The following is an 18,932-nucleotide window of genomic DNA, read 5'->3' on the forward strand; positions in this document are numbered from 1 at the left end:
GAGATCACCCATGAACTCGATCGAGGGCCGCGAGGTCTGGTTCCTCACCGGCAGCCAGGGCCTGTACGGCGAGGACACGCTGCGCCAGGTCGCCGATCAGTCCCGGCGGATCGCGGCGGCGCTGGACGACGACTCCGGCATCCCCGTCCGGATCGTCTGGAAGCCCGTGCTCACCGACGCCGGCGCGATCCGGCGGATCTGCCTGGACGCCAACTCCGACGACGCCTGCATCGGCCTGATCGCCTGGATGCACACCTTCTCCCCGGCCAAGATGTGGATCGCCGGCCTGGACGCGCTGCGCAAGCCGCTGCTCCACCTGCACACCCAGGCCAACGTCGCCCTGCCCTGGGCGTCCATCGACATGGACTTCATGAACCTGAACCAAGCGGCCCACGGCGACCGCGAGTTCGGCTACATCCAGTCCCGCCTCGGCGTCGCCCGCAAGACCGTCGCCGGGCACGTCAGCGACCCGTCGGTCGCCGTCCGGATCGCCTCCTGGGCCCGGGCCGCAGCCGGGCAGGCCGAGCTCCGCAGCCTCCGGCTCGCCCGCTTCGGCGACAACATGCGCGACGTCGCCGTGACCGAGGGCGACAAGGTCGAGGCCCAGCTCCGCTTCGGCGTCTCGGTGAACACGTACGGCGTCAACGACCTCGTCGAGGCCGTCGACGCGAGCAGCGACGCCGACGTGACCGAACTGGTCAAGGAGTACCAGGAGATCTTCCGAGTCGCCCCCGAACTCCGCGCCGGCGGCGACCGCCACGACTCACTGCGCTACGCCGCGCGGATCGAACTCGGGCTCCGCGGCTTCCTCACGGACGGCGGCTTCCACGCCTTCACCACCAACTTCGAGGACCTCGGCGGCCTGCGCCAGCTGCCCGGCCTCGCCGTCCAGCGGCTGATGGCCGACGGCTACGGCTTCGGCGGAGAGGGCGACTGGAAGACCTCCGTCCTGCTGCGCACGCTCAAGGTGATGTCCACCGGCCTGCCCGGCGGCACCTCCTTCATGGAGGACTACACCTACCACCTCGAACCCGGGCGGGAGTTGATCCTCGGCGCGCACATGCTGGAGGTCTGCCCGACCATCTCGGCAGGTGTGCCGTCCTGCGAGATCCATCCCCTGGGCATCGGCGGCCGCGAGGACCCCGTCCGCCTCGTCTTCGACGCGCGGACCGGCCCGGCCGTGGTCGTCGGCCTGGCCGACATGGGCGACCGGTTCCGGCTGGTCGCCAACGAGATCGACGTCGTCGAGCCCCACGAGCCGCTGCCGAACCTCCCGGTCGCCCGCGCCGTCTGGCAGCCGCGCCCGAACCTGCGCACGTCGACCGAGGCCTGGCTCACGGCCGGTGCGCCGCACCACACCGTGCTGTCGAGCGCGATCGGCGCCGAGGAACTGGGCGACCTCGCCGACATCCTCGGCACCGAGCTGCTGGTCATCGGCGCGGACACCACGATCCGGCAGTTCACCAAGGAGATCCGCTGGAACCAGGCCTACCACCGCCTGGCCCAGGGCTTCTGACGGGGTCTGCATCTCGGCGGTGGCGCCCCGGCGACGGCCGCCACCGGTCACAGGTCCAGGACCACGTCGGCCGGGGGTGTCGAGCAGCAGATGAGCGCACTTCCTCCAGCGGGGGGCTCCAGGGGCTGCGGGGCGTACTCGACGCGGCCGGAGAGCAGCGCGGTCTCGCAGGTGTGACAGGTTCCGGTGCGGCAGGACCAGCGCACGGGTACGTCGCACGCCTCGGCGAGTTCGAGCAGCGTCCCGTAGCCGGGGTGCCAGGGGACGGTCAGCCCGCTGCGCGCGAAGGCCACGGACGGCCCCGGGCGGCCGCCGGGAGGGGCGGCCGGCTGGTGCGGCGCCCGGGCGGATCCGGTCACCACGCCGGGGGTGAGTGCGGACCTGGCCCCGAAGACCTCGGTGTGGATCCGGGAGGACGGCAGGCCGGCGGCCTCCAGGGCTCCGGTCATGTCCCGCATGAACGTGCTCGGCCCGCAGAGGTAGGCGTCGGCGTCCCGGGGCGGCTCCAGGCCGCGGATCCACTCGGGAGTGAACCGCCCACCGACCGTGTAGTCGACACCTGGCCGGTCGGCGTCGGACGGACGGCTGTAGGCCAGGAACGACCGGCCTGCGGGCAGCTGGGAGAGCAGGGCGCGCACTTCGTCGGCGAACGGGTGGTTCTCGCCGTCCCGGGCCGCGTGCAGCCACCACACCGCGCGCTGCGAGCGCTCTGCGGCCAGAGCGTGCAGCATGGCCAGGACCGGGGTGGCACCGACACCGGCGGACAGCAGCAGGACCGGAGTGTCCGCGTCCGCGAGCAGGAACGTGCCGCGCGGAGCGGCGACATCCAGAACGTCACCGGTCTTCACGTGCTGACGCAGGTAGGTGCTGGCGACACCGTGCGGCTCCTGCTTGATGCTGATGCGGTACGTCTCGGCGCCCGGTCGGCCGGAGAGCGAGTAGGTGCGGATGACCGGGGAGGGCTGGGCATCCGGCCGCAGGCGGATGGTGAGGAACTGCCCCGGCAGAGCGGCCGGGAGCGGCTCACCGTCAACTGCCGCCAGCGTGAGCGAGAAGATGCTCGCGCTCTCCGGCTCGATGCCGGCGACTTCGAGCCGGTGGAACCCGGGCCAGGCCGGCGGCGGGCTGCTGGTGGTCAGCCCGCGGTTTCCGCCCGCGGCGCCCGAGCCGTGATCCGCGTCGTCGAGCAGGGCTCGCAGCGACGTCTTCCAACCGGGGCTCAACGCGGGGATGCGCAGGGCCCGTTCGAGCTGCGGCCGGGCGTGTCCAGGCAGGTAGAGCAGCGCGTCGATCTCCGCGACGGTCATCTCCTCGGGGCCCGAGGAGATCTTCACGATCTCGTCCCCGGCCCGCACCGGCCCTTCGGTCAGCACCCGCATGTAGAAGCCCGGGCGACGATGGGACACCAGCAGGGCGGCCATCTGCGGCTCGCCCAGCCGCAACCCCACGCGGTAGCACGTCACGCGGGGTTGGGTGACCTCGAAGACCGCACCGCCGATCCCGTAGCGGTCGCCGATGCACACCTCGTCGTCGGCGAGTCCGTCCACCGTGAGGTTCTCGCCGAACTGGCCGTACGTGAAGTCGTCCCGCTCCAGGTACTCCTGCCAATGGCGGTAGGAACTCAACTGGTAGACCAGCACGGCACGCTGCTCGCCGCCGTGCCCGGCGAGGTCACCCTGCCCGTCGCCGTCCAGGTTGAGCCGGCGCGCCATCACCGGCCCGGCGACGGGGCTCTTCCAGATGCCGGTGCGGGTGGTCCTGCCGTGCCAGGGGACGTCCTTGGGCATGCCGACGTTCACGGCGACCAGAGCGGCCATGACCGGTGCTCCTCCCACGCTCGACAGGCCGGTGTCTCCAGCGTCGTACGGTCGGTCGCCGACCGCACCCGAAAGGCTCCACGCGGCGGCGGGGCCCGGCGGCACGTACAGTGAGAGCCGGTGGGCGGCCGGCGCCGCGCGTGGCCCGCCGTGGCCCGCCCTGAGCCGGAGACCTCCAGCGTGCGTACCTCAGCTTGGACACACCCATGAGCTCGGAGAAGAAGGTGGCGATCGTCACCGGTGCTTCACTCGGCATCGGCGCGGCCGTCGCCGACGCGTTCCGCAGGCGCGGGTACGCCGTCGTCGTGACCGCCCGGTCGATCCCCTCGTCGCACGATCCGGACGTGCTCGCCGTGCCCGGCGACCTGAGTCGGCCCGGTACCGGTGCGCGGATCGTCGAGCAGGCGCTGGACCGCTTCGGCCGGGTCGACACGCTGGTGAACAACGCCGGCGTCTACCGGGAGAAGCCCTTCACCGACTACACCGACGCCGACTACGACCTGGTGACCGGTGTCAACCTGCGCGGTTTCTTCGACGTCACGCGCAGTGCCATCCCCGCGATGCTGGCGGCCGGCGACGGCGGGCACGTCCTGTGCGTGTCGACGTCGCTGGTCGACCGCGCCGACGCGCGCATACCCGCGGCGCTCGCCTCGCTGACCAAGGGCGGCCTGGTCGCGGTGACGAAGGAACTGGCCATCGAATACGCGGCCCGCCGCATCCGCGCCAACGCCGTCTCACTCGGCGTCATCCGCAATCCGCTGAACCCGGACGACCCGGGCGGCACGCTCGCCGCGCTGCACCCGCTCGGGCGGATGGGCGAGATCGACGACGTCGTCGAGGCGATCATGTACCTCGAAGGGGCCTCGTTCGTGACCGGCGAGATCCTGCACGTCGACGGCGGCCAGAGCGCCGGCTTCTGAAGGAACCGGCATCGGGAGTGATCGACCTATGCGCACTCGCAAGCAGCTGACTCCGCTCGGGGCTGTCGGCGCGGGTCTGGTGGCGGGAGCAGTCGGCACCGTCTGCATGGACACCGTGCGGTTCCTGCGCCAGCGCCGGGCCGGCGGCGAACACAACGCCCTGCACTGGGAGTTCGCCCCGGTGCGCAGCTGGCAGGAGGCGCCGGATCCCGGGCAGGTCGGACGGCGCCTGGCCGAGGCCTTCACCCGGCGCGAGCTGCCGGACAGCGCAGCGTTCCCCGTCAGCACGGTCATGCACTGGGCCTATGGAGCGGGCAACGCAGTCTCCTACGGCGTCGTCAGCGCCTCGCTGCGCAAGCCCCGCGTCCTCTACGGGCTCCCGTACGGTGCGCTCGTGTGGCTCAGTGGATACGTGGTGCTCCCGATCGCGGGACTCTACGAACCCATCTGGAGATACGACGCCAAGACGCTGGGCGATGATCTGACCGCCCACCTCGCCTACGGCCTCGGCACGAGCAGCGCTTTCTGGTTGCTGAGCAGGGCTGCCGTGTTCTCACGGCAGCTGTAGTCCGTGATCGGCTGCACCACACAGCGGGGCGCCGCGCCCTCACGGTGAGCGACAACCGTGGGCGCTGGCGCGAGGAGGCCGAGGGCGTTATCGTCGAGGTAGAACGACCGGTCTTTCTGTCGGAGGTCGATCGATCCCCACCTCCGGGTGGAGGCGGTGACGAAAACGGAGCAGGACATGCCCAGCATCCTCGGTGCACCGGCCCGGCCGGGTGCCCGCACAGTGCCGCCGTTGCGCGCGGCCCCGATGGGATCAGCGCGCCGAGCGGATCAGTCGGACCGCGTCCAGCAGGGTCGTGCGGGCCGCTGTCGAGTCGTCCAGGTAGCCGGCGACCATCGCTCCGTCGTACAGCATCAGCAGGGCGCCGGCCGCCGACTGCGGGTCGGCGTGGCCGAGCCGGTCGAGCAGGTCCTGGAAGAGGGTGCGGAGCCAGTCCCGGTGGGACGCCACCAGGCGGCGCACCGGATGGCCGGCGTCCGGGTACTCGGCGGCCGCGTTCATGAACGGCGACCCGCGAAACCCGCGCTCGCGGGCGTGCTCGGCGATCGCCTCGAAGATCAGGTCGACCGCCTCCGCAGGCGGGTGCCCCGCGGCCAGCGGTTCGGCCACCGCCCGGTAGTAGGCGTCCTTGGTCAGCAGGTAGGCCACGACGAGGTCGTCCTTGGAGGCGAAGTGCCGGTAGAAGGTCGCCTTCGTCACCCCGGCCTCGGCGATCAGCCGCTCCACCCCGATCGCGCGTACGCCCTCGTAGTAGAACAGCCGCGACGCGGCCCGGACCAGCCGCTCGCGCGGCGGCAGCTCCCGCTCGGCCTCGGTCGGTCGGCGAGTGGCGTTGGTGGTCTGCCCGGTGATGCTCACCTCCTCATTGTGCCCTCGGCCCGGCCTCGAGCGGCCTTCACCCCCGTACGGCCCGGAGCAATGGGACCGTCCGCCCCAACCCCGCACGGCCCGCACCATCGCGGCCGTTCATCGAAAGGCTCGAACCATGACCCGTCGTTTTGAGGGAACCGTCGCCCTGGTCACCGGAGCCTCCAGCGGTATCGGCCACGCCGCCGCCCTGGAGCTCGCCCGTGAGGGTGCGTCCGTGGCTGTGGTCGGCCGGCGCGAGGACCGTCTCGCCGACCTCGCGGCGCAGATCTCCGGTGCCGGCGGACAGGCGCTGGTCGTGCCCGCCGACATCACCGACGCCCGGGTCGCCGCGGAAGCGGTCGCGCGGACCGTCGAGGGCCTGGGTCGGCTGGACACCCTGGTCAACAACGCCGGCCTCATGCTGCTCGGACCCACCCCCGGCGCGGACCTGAACGACTGGCAGCGCATGATCGACATCAACCTCATGGGCTTGATGTACACCACCCATGCGGCCGTCCCCCACTTGGTCAAGGCTGCCGCCGATGGGCCGCGCCAGGTCGCCGACATCGTCAACATCAGCTCGCTGAACGGCCGCAACGCCTTCGCCATGTCCGCCGTGTACAGCGCCACCAAGTTCGGCGTCGGCGGCTTCAGCGAGGCGCTGCGCCAGGAACTGACACGCCAGCACGTCCGGGTGTCCGTCGTCGAGCCGGGCAGCGTCGACACCGAACTGCGCTCGCACAACCCGGAGTTCGTACAGAAGCTGATCGCCGCCGGGCTGGGCGACATCGAGCGGCTGCAGGGCCAGGACATCGCCGACGCCATCGGCTGGATCGTCACCCGCCCGAGGCACGTGGCCGTCAACGAGCTGCTCGTACGCCCCACCGAGCAGGTCTGAACGCCGAGCCGGAGCAGAGTACGACTCCGCCCGGCCACTGGAAGCAGGGGCCGGGCGGAGGACGGTCGATCTCCGGCTCTCGCCGCAGGATCGGGCAGCACGAAGCGGTCAGGAACCGACCTTGCGCTTGTTGTAGACGTCGAAGCCGACCGCCGCGAGCAGCACCAGACCCTTGATGACCTGCTGGTAGTCGGTGCCGATGCCGACCAGCGACATGCCGTTGTTGAGGACGCCGAGCACCAGGCCGCCGATGATGGCGCCGAGCACGGTGCCGACGCCGCCGGAGGCCGAGGCGCCGCCGATGAACGCGGCAGCGATCGCCTCGAGTTCGAAGTTGATACCGGCTTGCGGAGTACCGGCGTTGAGCCGCGCTGCGAAGACCATGCCGGCGAGCGCGGCCAGCACGCCCATGTTGACGAAGGCCAGGAAGACGACGCGCTTGCTCTTGACGCCGGACAGCTTCGCCGCTGCTTCGTTGCCGCCGATCGCGTAGGTGTGGCGGCCCAGGACGGAGTTGCGCATCAGGTAGCCGAAGGCGACCAGCAGCGCGCCCAGGATCAGCAGGACGATCGGGAACCCGTGGTAGCTCGCCAGCAGCAGGGTGAAGACCAGCACCGCTGCGGTGACGGCGGCGAGCTTGGCGAGGAAGAAGCCCAGCGGCAGCAGTTCGAGACCGTAGTCGGCGGCCTGCCGCCTGCCGCGGACTTCCTGGAGGACCGCCAGCGCGAGCACACCGAGGCCGAGCAGGAGGGTCAGGTTGTGGTAGTTGGTGCTCGGGCCGACCTCCGGCAGGAAGCCGCTGCTGATCTTCTGGAAACCCTTCGGGAAGGGCGCCACCGACTGGCCCTGCAGCAGGATCTGGGTGCCGCCGCGGAAGAGCAGCATGCCCGCGAGGGTCACGATGAACGAAGGGATGCCGACGTACGAGATCCAGAAGCCCTGCCAGGCCCCCGCGGCCGCACCGATCAGGAGCGCGGAGACCAGGGCGACCGGCCACGGTACAGCGTGCTTGACCATCATCACCGCGGCTGCCGCGCCGACGAAGGAGGCCAGCGAACCGACCGAGAGGTCGATGTGGCCGGCGATGATGACGATCATCATGCCGATCGCGAGGATGAGGATGTAGCTGTTCTGCTGGATCAGGTTGGTGACGTTGAGCGGCTGGAGCAGGATGCCGTCGGTCCAGATCTGGAACAGCACGATGATCAGCGCCAGCGCGACCAGCATGCCGTACTGCCGGACGTTGCCGCGCAGCGCCTGCACCAGCAGGGCGCCGACACCGCCGCGCTCCGGCTGAGGCGCGGTCGTACCCGCCGGGGCCGCCGTGGTCCCCGAGATGTCCGTGGTCTCTGTCTGGGCCATGCCTTACACCTGCTCGTCGTCGATTGCCGCGCTCACGGTCATGAGGCGCATGAGTGATTCCTGGGTCGCGTCCGCGCGGTCCACCTCGCCGGTGAGCCGGCCCTCGGCCATCGTGTAGATGCGGTCGCACATGCCGAGCAGTTCGGGCAGTTCGGAGGAGATGACCAGGACCGCCTTGCCCTGGGCGGCGAGTTCGGCGATCACCGTGTAGATCTCGGCCTTGGCGCCGATGTCGATGCCGCGGGTGGGTTCGTCGAGGATCAGCACCTCCGGCTCGGAGAAGATCCACTTGCTGAGGACGACCTTCTGCTGGTTGCCGCCGCTGAGCTTGCCGGTCTCCGCGAACACCGACGGAGCCTTGATGTTCATGGTCTTCCGGAAGGACTCGGCGACCCGGGTCTCCTCGTGCTGGTTGACCCAGCCGCGCCGGGAGACCTTGCCGAGCGCGCTGAGCGAGATGTTGCGGCTGATGTCGTCCATCAGGTTGAGGCCGAAGTGCTTGCGGTCCTCGGTGACGTAGGCGATGCCGTGGCCGATCGCCTCGGGGACGGTCCGGGTGCGGATCTCGTTGCCGTCCAGCAGTACCCGGCCACCGGCGTACCGACCGTACGAGCGGCCGAAGACGCTCATCGCCAGTTCGGTCCGGCCCGCGCCCATCAGGCCCGCGATGCCGACGATCTCGCCGCGCCGGACGTCGAGCGAGACGCCGTCGACCACCTTGCGCTGGTGGTCGATCGGGTGGTGGACGGTCCAGTCCTCGACCGCGAAGGCCACCTCGCCGATCTCCGGGGCACGCTCGGGGTAGCGGTGCTCCAGGTCGCGGCCGACCATGCCGCGGATGATCCGGTCCTCGGCGACGCCCTGCGCGTCGACGGCGATGGTCTCGATGGTGCGGCCGTCGCGCAGGATGGTGACGGAGTCGGCGACCCGGGCGATCTCGTTGAGCTTGTGCGAGATGATGATGCAGGAGATGCCCTGGGCCTTGAGCTCCAGGATGAGGTCGAGCAGCTTGCGGCTGTCCTCGTCGTTCAGCGCGGCGGTGGGCTCGTCCAGGATCAGCAGCTTGACCTCCTTCGCGAGCGCCTTGGCGATCTCGACCAGCTGCTGCTTGCCCACGCCGATGTCGGCGACCCGGGTGTGCGGGTTCTCGTGCAGGCCGACGCGTCCCAGCAGCGCCTTGGCGTGCGTCAGGGTCTTGTGCCAGCTGATGATGCCGTGGGTGGCGTGCTCGTTGCCGAGGAAGATGTTCTCGGCGATGGAGAGGTACGGCACCAGGGCGAGCTCCTGGTGGATGATCACGATGCCGCGCTGTTCGCTGGCCCGGATGTCCTTGAAGGTGCAGGGCTCGCCCTGGAAGAGGATCTCGCCCTCGTAGGAGCCGTGCGGGTGGACGCCGCTGAGCACCTTCATCAGGGTGGACTTCCCGGCGCCGTTCTCGCCGCAGACGGCGTGAACCTCGCCCGGGGCGACGCTGAGACTGACGTCGGAGAGCGCCTTGACACCGGGGAAGGACTTGCTGATCGAACGCATCTCGAGGACGGGTCCGGCCATGGTGGTGCATCCGTTCGACGGGGGGCGGTACGGGTGGGGAAGCCTGTCAGGTCGGCTGCCCCACCCGTACGCGCCCGGCTCGGTGCGGCCCTTCGGTCGGGCCGGTGGCTACTTGAGCTGGTCGGCGGTGTACTGCCCGCCGTCGACCAGCACCTTCTGGTAGTTCTCCTTGTCGACGCTGACCGGCTGAAGCAGGTAGGCCGGGACGACCTTGACCCCGTTGTTGTACTGCGAGGTGTCGTTGACCTCGGGCTTGCCGCCGGTGAGCAGGGCGTCGCCCATCTGCACCGCGACCTTTGCGAGTTCGCGGGTGTCCTTGTAGACGGTCTGGGTCTGCTCGCCCGCGATGACGGACTTCACCGAGGCGAGTTCGGCGTCCTGGCCGGTGACGATCGGCAGCGCCTTGCCCGAGCTGCCGTAGCCGACACCCTTGAGCGAGGACAGGATGCCGATCGAGATGCCGTCGTAGGGGGAGAGCACCGCGTCGACCCGGGCCGAGGTGTACGACTTGCTCAGCAGGTTGTCCATCCGGGACTGGGCGACACCGCCGTCCCAGCGCAGGGTGGCGACCTGGTTGAAGCTGGTCTGCCCGCTCTGGACGACCAGCTTCTTGTCGTCGACGTACGGCTTGAGCACGCTCATCGCGCCCTGGAAGAAGAAGGTGGCGTTGTTGTCGTCCGGCGAGCCGGCGAACAGCTCCACGTTGAACGGGCCCTTGCCGTCCTTCAGGCCGAGCTTGTCGGCGATGTAGCTGCCCTGGAGCACGCCGACCTTGTAGTTGTCGAAGGTCGCGTAGTAGTCGACGTTCTTGGTGCCGCGGATCAGCCGGTCGTAGGAGATCACCGGGATGTGCGCGTCGGCGGCCTTCTGCAGGACGTCGGTGAGCGAGGAGCCGTCGATCGCGGCGACCACCAGCAGCTTGGCGCCCTTGGTGATCATGTTCTCGATCTGCGAGACCTGGTTCTCGACGACGTTGTCGCCGTACTGCAGGTCGGTCTTGTACCCCTTGGCCTGGAAGTCCTTGACCATGTTGTTGCCGTCGTTGATCCAGCGCTCCGACGACTTGGTGGGCATCGCGATGCCGACGAGGCCGCCCTTGGCGTTGCCGCCACCGCTGCTCGCGCCGTCACCCACGCCGTTGGCGCTCTGGCCGCAGGCCGCCAGGGTCAACGTGAGGCCCGCAGCAGCGAGGCCGATCGAAACCTTCCGCACAATTCCTCCAGTGGTATGCCGCGATCGGCGCGACCTCGGCAGGGCCTCGGATCGGGTCGAGCGGGGGCGAGCGCGCGGCCCGCAGTGGGGTGGGCCCTCGGTGCGCTCGGTCGGTACGGCGGCCGGGGCGGCGGGCGGACCCGGAGGGGACCCGAACCGTGCCGCTCCGGCCTGGCGTTACCTGAGTGTTAACGCTCACAGAAATCGCGTCAAGTGCCCTGAGATCACCGTTGGGTCTCGCGCGGGCGCGGCTGGGGCGGGGTCGAACTCGGGCTTGACCTTCTGATTGTTAGCGTTAACAATCGGCAGAACGTGAGGCGCCGCGTGCGCCGATCGGGCCCGGCCGGCGTCGTGCTGTCCGGGCGCCGGCGGCGATGGCCTCAAGCCGAGCCGGCCGCCACTCGGACGCCCAGCAGCCAGGCCGATCCGCCGAACACCAGGGGCGTGACGGCAGCGCCGATGAGTACGGCGGCCAGCGGATCCGGCCCGACGGCGGCCACCGCGCAGGCCGATGTGCCGGCTGCGCACGCGGCGGCAGCGGTCAGGCGGCCGAGCGCGGAGAGGATCCGGGGCATCCGGACCGGGATGCCCCTGTGCTTGAGACGGCTCAGCAGCAGCCCGGACGTCAGGGTGATTCCCGCGGCATTGCCGGCGGCCAGGCCCGATGCCCCGAAAGCCGGTACGGCGAGGATGCTGACGGCCACGGTGGCAGCGAGTCCTGCCGTCATCGCGGCCGTGGGGAACCATCCGCCCCGGTCCGTACCGGCGGCTGCTGTTCCCCCGCCGTCGTCGAGCACGCGGACGACGGGCCGGACGGAGAAGAACGGCCGGGCCACGGCGCCGACCAGGGCCTGGCCCAGCAGCCCGAGGCAGTAGACCCGCATGACGGTCGCGCAGGCCGCGGTGTCGGCGGCCGTGAAGGCGCCGCGCTGAAAGAGCAGGGTGACGACCTGTGGGGCACAGGCCACCAGGAAGGCGGTGGCGGCGAGTGCGATCGCGGCGACTATCCGGAGATCCTTCTCGGTCCGCTCCCGTGCGTGTTCGGTGTCGCCCTTCGCCATCGCCAGCGCCACCACGGGGAGGCTGACCGTACTGATCATCACCGCCAGCGCCATCGGCATCTGGGCGACCTTCTCGGCGTAGTTCAGGTGCGAGATGGTGCCCGGGGCCAGGGATGACGCCAGGGCGCGCTCGATGTAGACCTGGCACTGGCGGGTCAGGGCGAACACCACGACCGGCAGCAGCACCTGAAGACCCAGGATGGTCACCGCAGCGGGTGTGCCGCCCGGACGCGGCAGCCCGAGGCTGCTCTTCAGCCGGCAGCAATGGCGACTGAAGGCGGGCAGGACGGCTGCGACCATCAGGACGCCGCCGACGGCGACCCCCAGCGCTGTGGCCCGGACGCCGAGGCTGTTGTGCCCCAGGGCCGTCACACCCACGATGCCGAGGTTGTAGGCGATGTAGACGGTGGCGGGGATGGTGAAGTGCTGGTGAGCGCGCAGCCCTGACGCGAGGTAGCCGCTGATGCCGAAGGTGACGACTGTCAGCGAGGTGAGCCGGGTGCAGGTGACGGCGAGCGCCGGGTCGGGCAGGCCGGGGGCGAGCAGGGCGACCAGATGGGGCGCACCCCACGCGGTGGCGGCGGACACGGCGGCGAGCATCAGGCACAGCCGTGGGAGGGTGGCGGCGACGAGCGTTCGGACCGGGTCGGAGGTCTCCACTGCCGCGTCCCCGGCGGCCGAGGTCCGCCGTGCGGCGAGCGCGGCGCTGAAGGCGGGCATCATCAGCAGCGGCATGGCGCTGTCGATCAGGAGTGGAGCCGCCGTCTCCGGCACGCTCCAGGCCACCAGGAAGGCGTCGGTGCCCCGGCCCGCGCCGAAATAGCGAGCCAGCAGCAGGTCACGGACGAGTCCGAGCAGGGAGGCGGCCAGGCTGAGCGCGGCGGTGACTCCGAACGCACGGGCCAGGGGCCGGCCTTCTCGCGGCTCTGTGGGTGTCCGCTCGGGTGGCGGCGCAGTGGTCCCATGCACCTCGGCTGAACCTCCGGACCTCAGCGTGGTGTGCGGAGGGCGCGCACCCGGTTGCGGACCTCGGCCAGCCACGGCAGGCGGGCGCGGGCGTGCCGGACTGCGGCGCCCCGCAGGTGGACGGCGCTGCCATACACCGCGACGGCGAGTCGGCCGCCGATGAACAGGCGTTCGTTCTGGGCCTGTTCGGGACGCCACCGCTGCTTGTACGCCTCCGTGCCGCGCAGCAGGTTGACCTCGCTCCGGTCGGTGCTTACGGCATACGAGAGACACCCGGAGAGGAGCATGCCGGAGATGTCCAGGCGGTCACGTACCTTCGGATGCACGCCGTACAGGTAAAGGCCCGTGAAGTCCGGCCCGAGGACCGTGAGATGGCAGGCGATCAGCTCACCGTCCAGCCAGTACCGGTGGAGTGCGGCTCGGTCGGCCGCCGCCATGGCCGTGATCGCGCGGGTCAGGTGCGCGGCGAACCGCTCGCGCAGGTGCTCGGGAGTCACTCCGCGTCCACGCCACTGGAGTTCGTGCAGGCGCAACAGATCGGCGACGGCAGCCGGGACCTCGTCCGGAGGGGTCTGCCGCGCGGTGACTCCCACCGCGGCGAGCCTGCGGAGCTTGGCCCGGGAGCGCTTGGCGGAGTGGGCGGGCAGGCGGGCCAGGAGTTCCTCCACCGGGACGCCGGGCAGGGACTGGCAGAGCGAGTCGGGCAGACGGCGCGACGCGCCCTGCCAATGGGGCAGCAGCCGGTGAGCGGCCGCGGTGGGGCGGACCTCGCGCAGGTCGAGCAGGGACCACGGCCGGTTGAGGGGCAGCACGCGGGCGAGTACCGCCGCGGCCTCGGCCGCATGGTCGTCGTCCAGGAGGACGTCACCGAAATCGCTGAGGCCGGCGCCGATCGGCACCAGCCTGGGCAGGGGGAACAGCCGGAGCATCAGTGGCGCGGCGGCGACCAGCTTTCCCTGCCTGCGCACCAGCACCAGGCGCAGCCGTCCGGGCCGACCGTAGGAGCGCCACCAGGAATCCAGCCAGGCGTGACACTGGAACGGGGTGGCCGCTGAGCAGCGGTCCACCAGGTCGTCCCACTCCGCGGCGAGGTCGGCGAAGTCCTGGTGGTGGCGATGCTCCGACACCGACCAGTCGGGTCCGACGGCCGATGAGTTGAACGGACGCGCCCCGTACGCGGTCGCCGGAGTGCTCGGACTCCGCTGCGACCGGGCCGCGGGCGTTCGGTGCGGATGGTTCGGCAGAGCAGGCGGTGAAGTCGGCCGCGTCACGGAGATTTCCCATCAGTCGGATCACTCGGGGACATGGCCGCCCCCGCGGTCGGGTTACCACGGCCGGCGACGACCGCAGGGGCACCGGGTCGGTCGGCATCGCCGGAGCGGTTCAACACCGCCGTGCGAAGCCCGCGCATCAGGTGGCGGGCACGCTTCGCCTTCAGCCGCCACGCTCCGTCGTGATCTCCGACGTAGCACCGGGGCAGTGCCCATCGCCCGGTGAGCGCGGAGTGATCGATGGCGCACGCGTGCTGGTAGCCGGCGTCCCGTACGGCCGAGACTGCCGCCTGATCGACCGCGCCGTACGGGTAGCAGAACCCTCGCACCGGTCGGCCCGTGAGCCCTTCGAGGATCTCCCGGCTGGTGGCACTCTCCGCCGCCAGATCGGCGGCGGGCAGACCCGTCAGCCGCACGTGCATGAGCCCGTGCGAGCCGATCTCCACTCCCGCGTCGGCGAGTTCCCTGACCTGCTCGGCGGTGAGCAGGTCCTTGCGGGGCGCGCCGGCGTCCCACGCGTTGTAGCCGCCGAGCCGTCCGGCGAGCAGATAGACCGTGGCGCCGAAGCCATGTTCGGCGAGGACGGGCATGACCTGGGTGGCGAAGTCGGCGTAGCCGTCGTCGAAGGTGAGCCCCACCAAGGAGGCCGCCTTCCCCCGGGCCTGCGCGTCCAGGAGCTCCTCGACGCCGACACCGCGCAGCCCGCTCTCGGCCAGCCAGTTCATCTGCTCGGCGAAGCGATGGGGCATGACGGTCAGCAGATTCGGATCCTGCTCGTAGACGTCCACGGAGTGGTACATCAACACCCACGGTGCCTGCAACGGACTCACCGGTGGCGCATGGACCTCTCCACCGAGCGGTGCAACGACCATCGAGGTCATCTCCTTTCCCGGCACAACGACGCACGATGCTGATCCGGCACGACGGCCGGCAGCCAATGATGACGACCAGTCAGGCGACACTGCTGCCAACGTAGCGTGGGGCAGGCGGTGGCCCGTACCCGCGGATGCCGGGCTCACTCGCCCGGCGGAGACATTCGCCCGTCCGGGCGATGGCCGCGGTCGCCGCCTGGACGGCGCTACGTCGCGATCGGGCCTGAGTTCGTCGTCAGTGGCCGTCGGCCGTCGTCCGGGTGGCGCTCGCCTTCATGCCCGGAGGACCGGGGGCGACCAAGCGTCCGGCCGGCCGCCGGTCGAACGGCTGAAGGCGGGGGAACGACCGCCGCAGTTCGTCGTCCTCTGCTGGGACGGCGTGGTGGAGGACCCCCGCAGCACCAGGTCGGCACGGCCAGCATCGCCTTCCCGACCGGCGGTCAGGTCAGGGCGACCCTGGCGCAGATCGGCCAGGCCTGGCTGGACGGCGACGAGATCGCGACCGGCTTCAACGGCCAGTTCTGCGGCCCCAAGGGCGCGCCGGACCGGAGCACCGAGGACTGGCGAACGAGATCGACCAGGCATACTCGCCCGTCCGGTTCTGGAAGACCGACACCGGCTTCGCCGACCACCCCCGCTGCCCTACGACTACCGCAGCGGCCAGGGCGTCGAGCCGGCGGCCCCGGGACCGGAGGGCGGTCGGCGAGGAGCCCGGCCGCCTCGGTGGCGGACGGGAGGAACGCGCGTGAGATCAGATCCTCGTACGGCTCGCGCGTGGGTTCGGTCAGCAGCGGCCAGCCGCCGGGCGCTGCCAGGGCGGCGAGCCGGCGGGCCGTGGCGCCGGGATACCGGGCGCCGGCCAGCACCCCGGTGGAGACGACGATGTCGAAGGAGCGCGCTCGCAGAGGGTGCGGGCCGGGTTCCGCGTGCATGTCGAAGCACGCCAACCGAACCCGGGCATGGCGGGCCAGCCGGGCGGGTGCCGCACCGAGCAGGAGTTCCGAGGGATCGGTGCACAGATAGTCGACCGCCGGGCCGGGTGAGCCCTCGGCCGCGAGCGCTCCCGCGGCGGCGGCGGTGCCCCCGGTGGCGGCGCCGAGCTCCAGCACCTGCAGGGAGCGGGAACCGCAGCCGGTCTCCCGCTGGCCGTGGCGCGCCCGGTACCTGGGTCGCCGCAGTCCCGAGACATGGGGCGAATCCCACAGCTGGGCCATGACCGATTCGGGCATGGCTCAGGGGCGGCCCAGTCGTACCCTATGGGTTCCCGTCACGGACATGACCAGTGAGTACACCGAGGTCGTTGCAGTGATGAAGAGCCGGTTGTTCTTCGGCCCGCCGAAGGTGAGGTTGGAGACCGGCTCGGGGACGAGAAGGCGCCCGATGAGCGTGCCGTCCGGGTCGTAGCAGTGCACGCCGTCGCCAAGGGCAGCCGCCCACAGGCGGCCGTCGCAGTCGAAGCGGATGTTGTCGAATCCGCTGTGCGGGGCCTCGGCGAAGACTTTGCCGTCCGACAGCGTGTCGTCCTCCAGGACGTCGAAGACGAGGATCTGCCGGGCCCGGCTGTCCGACACGTAGAGCTGCGCCTCGTCGAGCGAGAAGACCAGCCCGTTCGGTCCGGCGAAGCCGTCCGCGACCAGCCGGACCTCGCCGCTGTTCGGGTCGATCCGGTAGACGTTGCACGCACCGATCTCGCTCTCGGCGCGGTGGCCCTCGTAGTCGCTGATGAGGCCGAAGTCCGGGTCGGAGAACCAGACCGAGCCGTCGGAGCGGACCACCGCGTCATTGGGCGAGTTGAGCCGGCGGCCCCCGTGGTGGGCGGCGAGGACAGTGATCGTGCCGTCGTGTTCGGTACGGGCCACCCGGCGGTTGCCCTGCTCGCAGGTGATCAGGCGGCCTTCGCCGTCCAGCGTGTTCCCGTTGCTGTGTCCGGCGGGTGAGCGCAGGACGCTCACCGCGCCGGTGGCCTCGTCCCAGCGCAGTATGCGGTCGTTGGGGATGTCGCTCCAGACCAGTTGGCGCCAGGCCGGGAGGTAGAGCGGCCCCTCCGCCCAGCGGCAGTCGCCGTACAACTGCTCCAACCGCATGTCGCCGAAGGTGCACCGGCCGGTGCGGAAGCGCTCGTCCAGGATCTCGTACAGGCCGTGCTCGATGGTGCTGGACATGGTTCACCTAGTTCCGTGTCTGAGGGTGCGGAGCGTGGGAGACGACCCAGGTGGTGAACGACTCGGCCGCGTCGACGACGGCTTCGAAGCGGGGGGAGGAGTGAAGGTCGAAGGCGTGCTGGGCGCCGTGGAGTTCGGCGTAGACCACGGGATTGGCAGAGGCGCGGCGCAGGGCGTCGGCGAAGACCCTGGCGCCCTCGATCGGGACCATCGTGTCGTTGTCACCGTGGGCGATGAAGAACGGCGGGGCGTCGGCGGAGACATGGGCGAGCGGTGAGGAGTGCGCACCCTGCCCGTAGTAGTTCCCGAAGTAGCCGTTGAGGGCGATGACGGCGGTGACGGAGGTGTCGGCGTTCTCGAAACCGGGTTGGAAGGCGGGGTCGCCGGGGGTCAGGGCCGCCAGCGCGGCCATGTGTCCGCCGGCCGAACTGCCCGACACGACGAGGACGGCGGGATCGCCGCCGTACTCGCCGCTGTGCGCGCGTACCCAGGCGATGACCCGCTTGAGGTCGATCAGGTGCTCGGGGTGCTTGACGCCGGGCCGCAGGCGGTAGTTGGCGCTGACACACACCCACCCGTGGGAGGCGAAGCGGTACAGCAGGGGTAGGGACTGGCTGTTCTTTCTGCCGTGGTGGTAGCCCCCGCCGTGCAGGTGGATCAGTACGGGTGCGCCTGTCGGGCGCGTGCGGTGGTGGTAGACGTCGAGCAGGTTCCTCCGGCCGGCGGGGCCGTAGCTGATGTTCGGCACCCGGACGACAGCGCGGCGGCGGCCCCTGGCGAACGGGGCGGCCAGGATGCGGGCCCAGGGACGTGGCCGGCGCGGCCGCGCGTCCGGTGCGGGGGTGGTCGGGGCGGGCCGGTGCGTGTCCAGAGCCTCGGCCAGGGCGAGGTCGAGTGCGTTGCGCGCCCGAAGCCCGCGGGCGGCGACCAGCGCGAGGCCGCCGGCGGTCAGCGCCGCCAGTCCCGTCGCCACGCCGCCCCCCGGGGAGGCGAGGTCGCCCTCCGTGAGGGCCAGCAGGGTGGACAGCAGCAGCCAGGCCAGCGCGGCGAACGGCACCTCGTTGACGGGCGCGGCGAACCAGAAGGACAGCTGGGCGAGGGGCTCCGGTCTGCGGGCCGGGACCAGTGCGCTCAGCGTGCAGAGCGCGAGGAGCAGGACGGACACCAGGTAGCCGAACGGCACGGGGACCGCCTCCAGTTCACATCCGAGAGTTCGGGCGTCAGAGAATCACCACACTTGTGGTACCACTACTGGGGTAGTCTGGGCAAGTGAACAGAGAACGCCGAGATCACCTCCGGGATGCCGCGATCGACGTCCTGGCGCAGTCCGGCGGGCGGGGGCTGACCCACCGGGCCGTCGACGCCTCCGCGGGAATGCCGCCGGGCACCGCCAAGAACTACTTCCCGACCAGGGATGCCCTGCTGCAGGCCGCGGCCGACCGCTGCCAGGAGCTGTACGAGCAGATCCCCAGGCCGGTGCCCGCCGACCGGGAGCACCTCGTCCTGATGCTGGCCACTCTCCTGCGGAACGCCGCCGGCCCGGGCAGGTCCCGGCTGCTCGCGTACCTGGAACTCCAATGCGAGGCCGCGCGCCGGCCCTCGCTCGCCACCGTCCTCGACACCATCGCCGCGGCTGACTTCGCCCACTTCGAGGAGGCTCAGCGCGCCGCCGGGCTGCCCGTCACCGCGCACCGCGCAGCCACCGTCACTCTGGCCGTGCACGCCGCCTTTCCGAGCCTGCTGGCCGGCGGCCGGCGCACGCTGGCTGCCACCGGCCTGGACGACCACGAGGGGTTCGTCCGCAATCTCCTGCACTCGGTCTACGGCCCGTAGGCCCCGTCGTCGCCGCCATCACCGCCACCGCCATGCCCTGCGCCGACAGCAGCGTCATCCCGGCCCGTCGCCAG

The 18,932-nt window shown here is 70.9% G+C and carries 16 protein-coding genes; 5 read left to right on the plus strand and 11 right to left on the minus strand.

All coding sequences use genetic code 11. From position 1 onward, the window contains the following. Positions 1 to 10 precede the first annotated feature (10 nt). Positions 11 to 1,516: an L-arabinose isomerase gene (gene araA / locus FHR36_RS13390; RefSeq protein ID WP_253796640.1), complete on the plus strand. Its 1,506-nt coding sequence runs from the start codon at positions 11 to 13 to the stop codon at positions 1,514 to 1,516. A gap of 47 nt (positions 1,517 to 1,563) precedes the next feature. Here araA and FHR36_RS13395 read toward each other — a convergent pair whose 3' ends face one another. Beyond that, complete coding sequence (locus FHR36_RS13395) at positions 1,564 to 3,333, minus strand: MOSC and FAD-binding oxidoreductase domain-containing protein (protein WP_253796641.1); 1,770 nt, start codon at positions 3,331 to 3,333, stop codon at positions 1,564 to 1,566. A gap of 206 nt (positions 3,334 to 3,539) precedes the next feature. Between FHR36_RS13395 and FHR36_RS13400 the strand changes: the two genes are divergently transcribed. Then, positions 3,540 to 4,253, plus strand: coding sequence for an SDR family NAD(P)-dependent oxidoreductase (locus FHR36_RS13400; RefSeq protein WP_253796643.1), 714 nt, complete (start codon positions 3,540 to 3,542; stop codon positions 4,251 to 4,253). Positions 4,254 to 4,281: 28 nt separating this feature from the next. Then, the gene (locus FHR36_RS13405; protein WP_253796644.1) at positions 4,282 to 4,821 is read left to right on the plus strand and encodes a DUF1440 domain-containing protein; all 540 of its coding nucleotides are present in this window, start codon (positions 4,282 to 4,284) and stop codon (positions 4,819 to 4,821) included. A gap of 252 nt (positions 4,822 to 5,073) precedes the next feature. Here FHR36_RS13405 and FHR36_RS13410 read toward each other — a convergent pair whose 3' ends face one another. Then, complete coding sequence (locus FHR36_RS13410) at positions 5,074 to 5,679, minus strand: TetR/AcrR family transcriptional regulator (RefSeq protein WP_253796645.1); 606 nt, start codon at positions 5,677 to 5,679, stop codon at positions 5,074 to 5,076. Between the two features lie 127 nt (positions 5,680 to 5,806). Here FHR36_RS13410 and FHR36_RS13415 point away from each other — a divergent pair, with 127 nt between their 5' ends. Then, the gene (locus FHR36_RS13415; RefSeq protein ID WP_253796646.1) at positions 5,807 to 6,568 is read left to right on the plus strand and encodes an SDR family NAD(P)-dependent oxidoreductase; all 762 of its coding nucleotides are present in this window, start codon (positions 5,807 to 5,809) and stop codon (positions 6,566 to 6,568) included. A gap of 108 nt (positions 6,569 to 6,676) precedes the next feature. Here FHR36_RS13415 and mmsB read toward each other — a convergent pair whose 3' ends face one another. The 9 genes from mmsB to FHR36_RS13460 form a co-directional block, all read right to left on the minus strand. Then, positions 6,677 to 7,930, minus strand: coding sequence for a multiple monosaccharide ABC transporter permease (mmsB, locus tag FHR36_RS13420; RefSeq protein ID WP_253796647.1), 1,254 nt, complete (start codon positions 7,928 to 7,930; stop codon positions 6,677 to 6,679). A gap of 3 nt (positions 7,931 to 7,933) precedes the next feature. Beyond that, positions 7,934 to 9,481 carry a multiple monosaccharide ABC transporter ATP-binding protein gene (gene mmsA, locus FHR36_RS13425; RefSeq protein WP_253796649.1) on the minus strand — a complete coding sequence of 516 codons (1,548 nt, stop codon included), beginning with the start codon at positions 9,479 to 9,481 and terminating at the stop codon, positions 7,934 to 7,936. A 108-nt stretch (positions 9,482 to 9,589) separates the two neighbouring features. Beyond that, a complete protein-coding gene (gene chvE, locus FHR36_RS13430; RefSeq protein WP_308199316.1) occupies positions 9,590 to 10,693 on the minus strand; it encodes a multiple monosaccharide ABC transporter substrate-binding protein in 1,104 nt (367 codons plus the stop codon). Positions 10,694 to 11,073: 380 nt separating this feature from the next. Then, positions 11,074 to 12,723, minus strand: a complete 1,650-nt coding sequence (gene murJ / locus FHR36_RS13435) for a murein biosynthesis integral membrane protein MurJ (RefSeq protein WP_253796651.1) — start codon at positions 12,721 to 12,723, stop codon at positions 11,074 to 11,076. A gap of 20 nt (positions 12,724 to 12,743) precedes the next feature. Then, positions 12,744 to 13,847, minus strand: a complete 1,104-nt coding sequence (locus tag FHR36_RS13440) for a GNAT family N-acetyltransferase (RefSeq protein WP_253796652.1) — start codon at positions 13,845 to 13,847, stop codon at positions 12,744 to 12,746. A 140-nt stretch (positions 13,848 to 13,987) separates the two neighbouring features. Then, positions 13,988 to 14,872 (minus strand): polysaccharide deacetylase family protein, encoded by an 885-nt coding sequence (locus FHR36_RS13445; RefSeq protein ID WP_308199317.1) that lies wholly within the window; start codon positions 14,870 to 14,872, stop codon positions 13,988 to 13,990. Positions 14,873 to 15,303: 431 nt separating this feature from the next. Continuing rightward, positions 15,304 to 16,092, minus strand: coding sequence for a class I SAM-dependent methyltransferase (locus tag FHR36_RS13450; RefSeq protein ID WP_253796653.1), 789 nt, complete (start codon positions 16,090 to 16,092; stop codon positions 15,304 to 15,306). A 3-nt stretch (positions 16,093 to 16,095) separates the two neighbouring features. Continuing rightward, positions 16,096 to 17,025 (minus strand): SMP-30/gluconolactonase/LRE family protein, encoded by a 930-nt coding sequence (locus FHR36_RS13455; RefSeq protein WP_253796654.1) that lies wholly within the window; start codon positions 17,023 to 17,025, stop codon positions 16,096 to 16,098. 7 nt (positions 17,026 to 17,032) lie between these two features. Next, entirely contained in the window at positions 17,033 to 18,208 is a 1,176-nt protein-coding gene (locus FHR36_RS13460) for an alpha/beta hydrolase (protein WP_253796655.1), read from the minus strand. Between the two features lie 86 nt (positions 18,209 to 18,294). On the opposite strand from FHR36_RS13460, the gene FHR36_RS13465 reads away from it, so the two are divergent. Beyond that, entirely contained in the window at positions 18,295 to 18,858 is a 564-nt protein-coding gene (locus tag FHR36_RS13465) for a TetR/AcrR family transcriptional regulator (protein ID WP_253796656.1), read from the plus strand. The last annotated feature ends 74 nt before the right edge of the window (positions 18,859 to 18,932 follow it).

It is taken from the genome of Kitasatospora cinereorecta, from assembly GCF_024172095.1.
Classification (GTDB): Bacteria; Actinomycetota; Actinomycetes; order Streptomycetales; family Streptomycetaceae; genus Kitasatospora; species Kitasatospora cinereorecta.

What these genes read in the sequence shown, in the direction of transcription:
- araA (WP_253796640.1), top strand. Translation starts at nt 11, where the DNA reads ATGAACTCGATCGAGGGCCGCGAGGTCTGGTTCCTCACCGGCAGCCAG.
- FHR36_RS13395 (WP_253796641.1), bottom strand. Translation starts at nt 3,333, where the DNA reads ATGGCCGCTCTGGTCGCCGTGAACGTCGGCATGCCCAAGGACGTCCCC.
- FHR36_RS13400 (WP_253796643.1), top strand. Translation starts at nt 3,540, where the DNA reads ATGAGCTCGGAGAAGAAGGTGGCGATCGTCACCGGTGCTTCACTCGGC.
- FHR36_RS13405 (WP_253796644.1), top strand. Translation starts at nt 4,282, where the DNA reads ATGCGCACTCGCAAGCAGCTGACTCCGCTCGGGGCTGTCGGCGCGGGT.
- FHR36_RS13415 (WP_253796646.1), top strand. Translation starts at nt 5,807, where the DNA reads ATGACCCGTCGTTTTGAGGGAACCGTCGCCCTGGTCACCGGAGCCTCC.
- mmsB (WP_253796647.1), bottom strand. Translation starts at nt 7,930, where the DNA reads ATGGCCCAGACAGAGACCACGGACATCTCGGGGACCACGGCGGCCCCG.
- mmsA (WP_253796649.1), bottom strand. Translation starts at nt 9,481, where the DNA reads ATGGCCGGACCCGTCCTCGAGATGCGTTCGATCAGCAAGTCCTTCCCC.
- FHR36_RS13445 (WP_308199317.1), bottom strand. Translation starts at nt 14,872, where the DNA reads ATGACCTCGATGGTCGTTGCACCGCTCGGTGGAGAGGTCCATGCGCCA.
- FHR36_RS13450 (WP_253796653.1), bottom strand. Translation starts at nt 16,092, where the DNA reads ATGCCCGAATCGGTCATGGCCCAGCTGTGGGATTCGCCCCATGTCTCG.
- FHR36_RS13455 (WP_253796654.1), bottom strand. Translation starts at nt 17,025, where the DNA reads ATGTCCAGCACCATCGAGCACGGCCTGTACGAGATCCTGGACGAGCGC.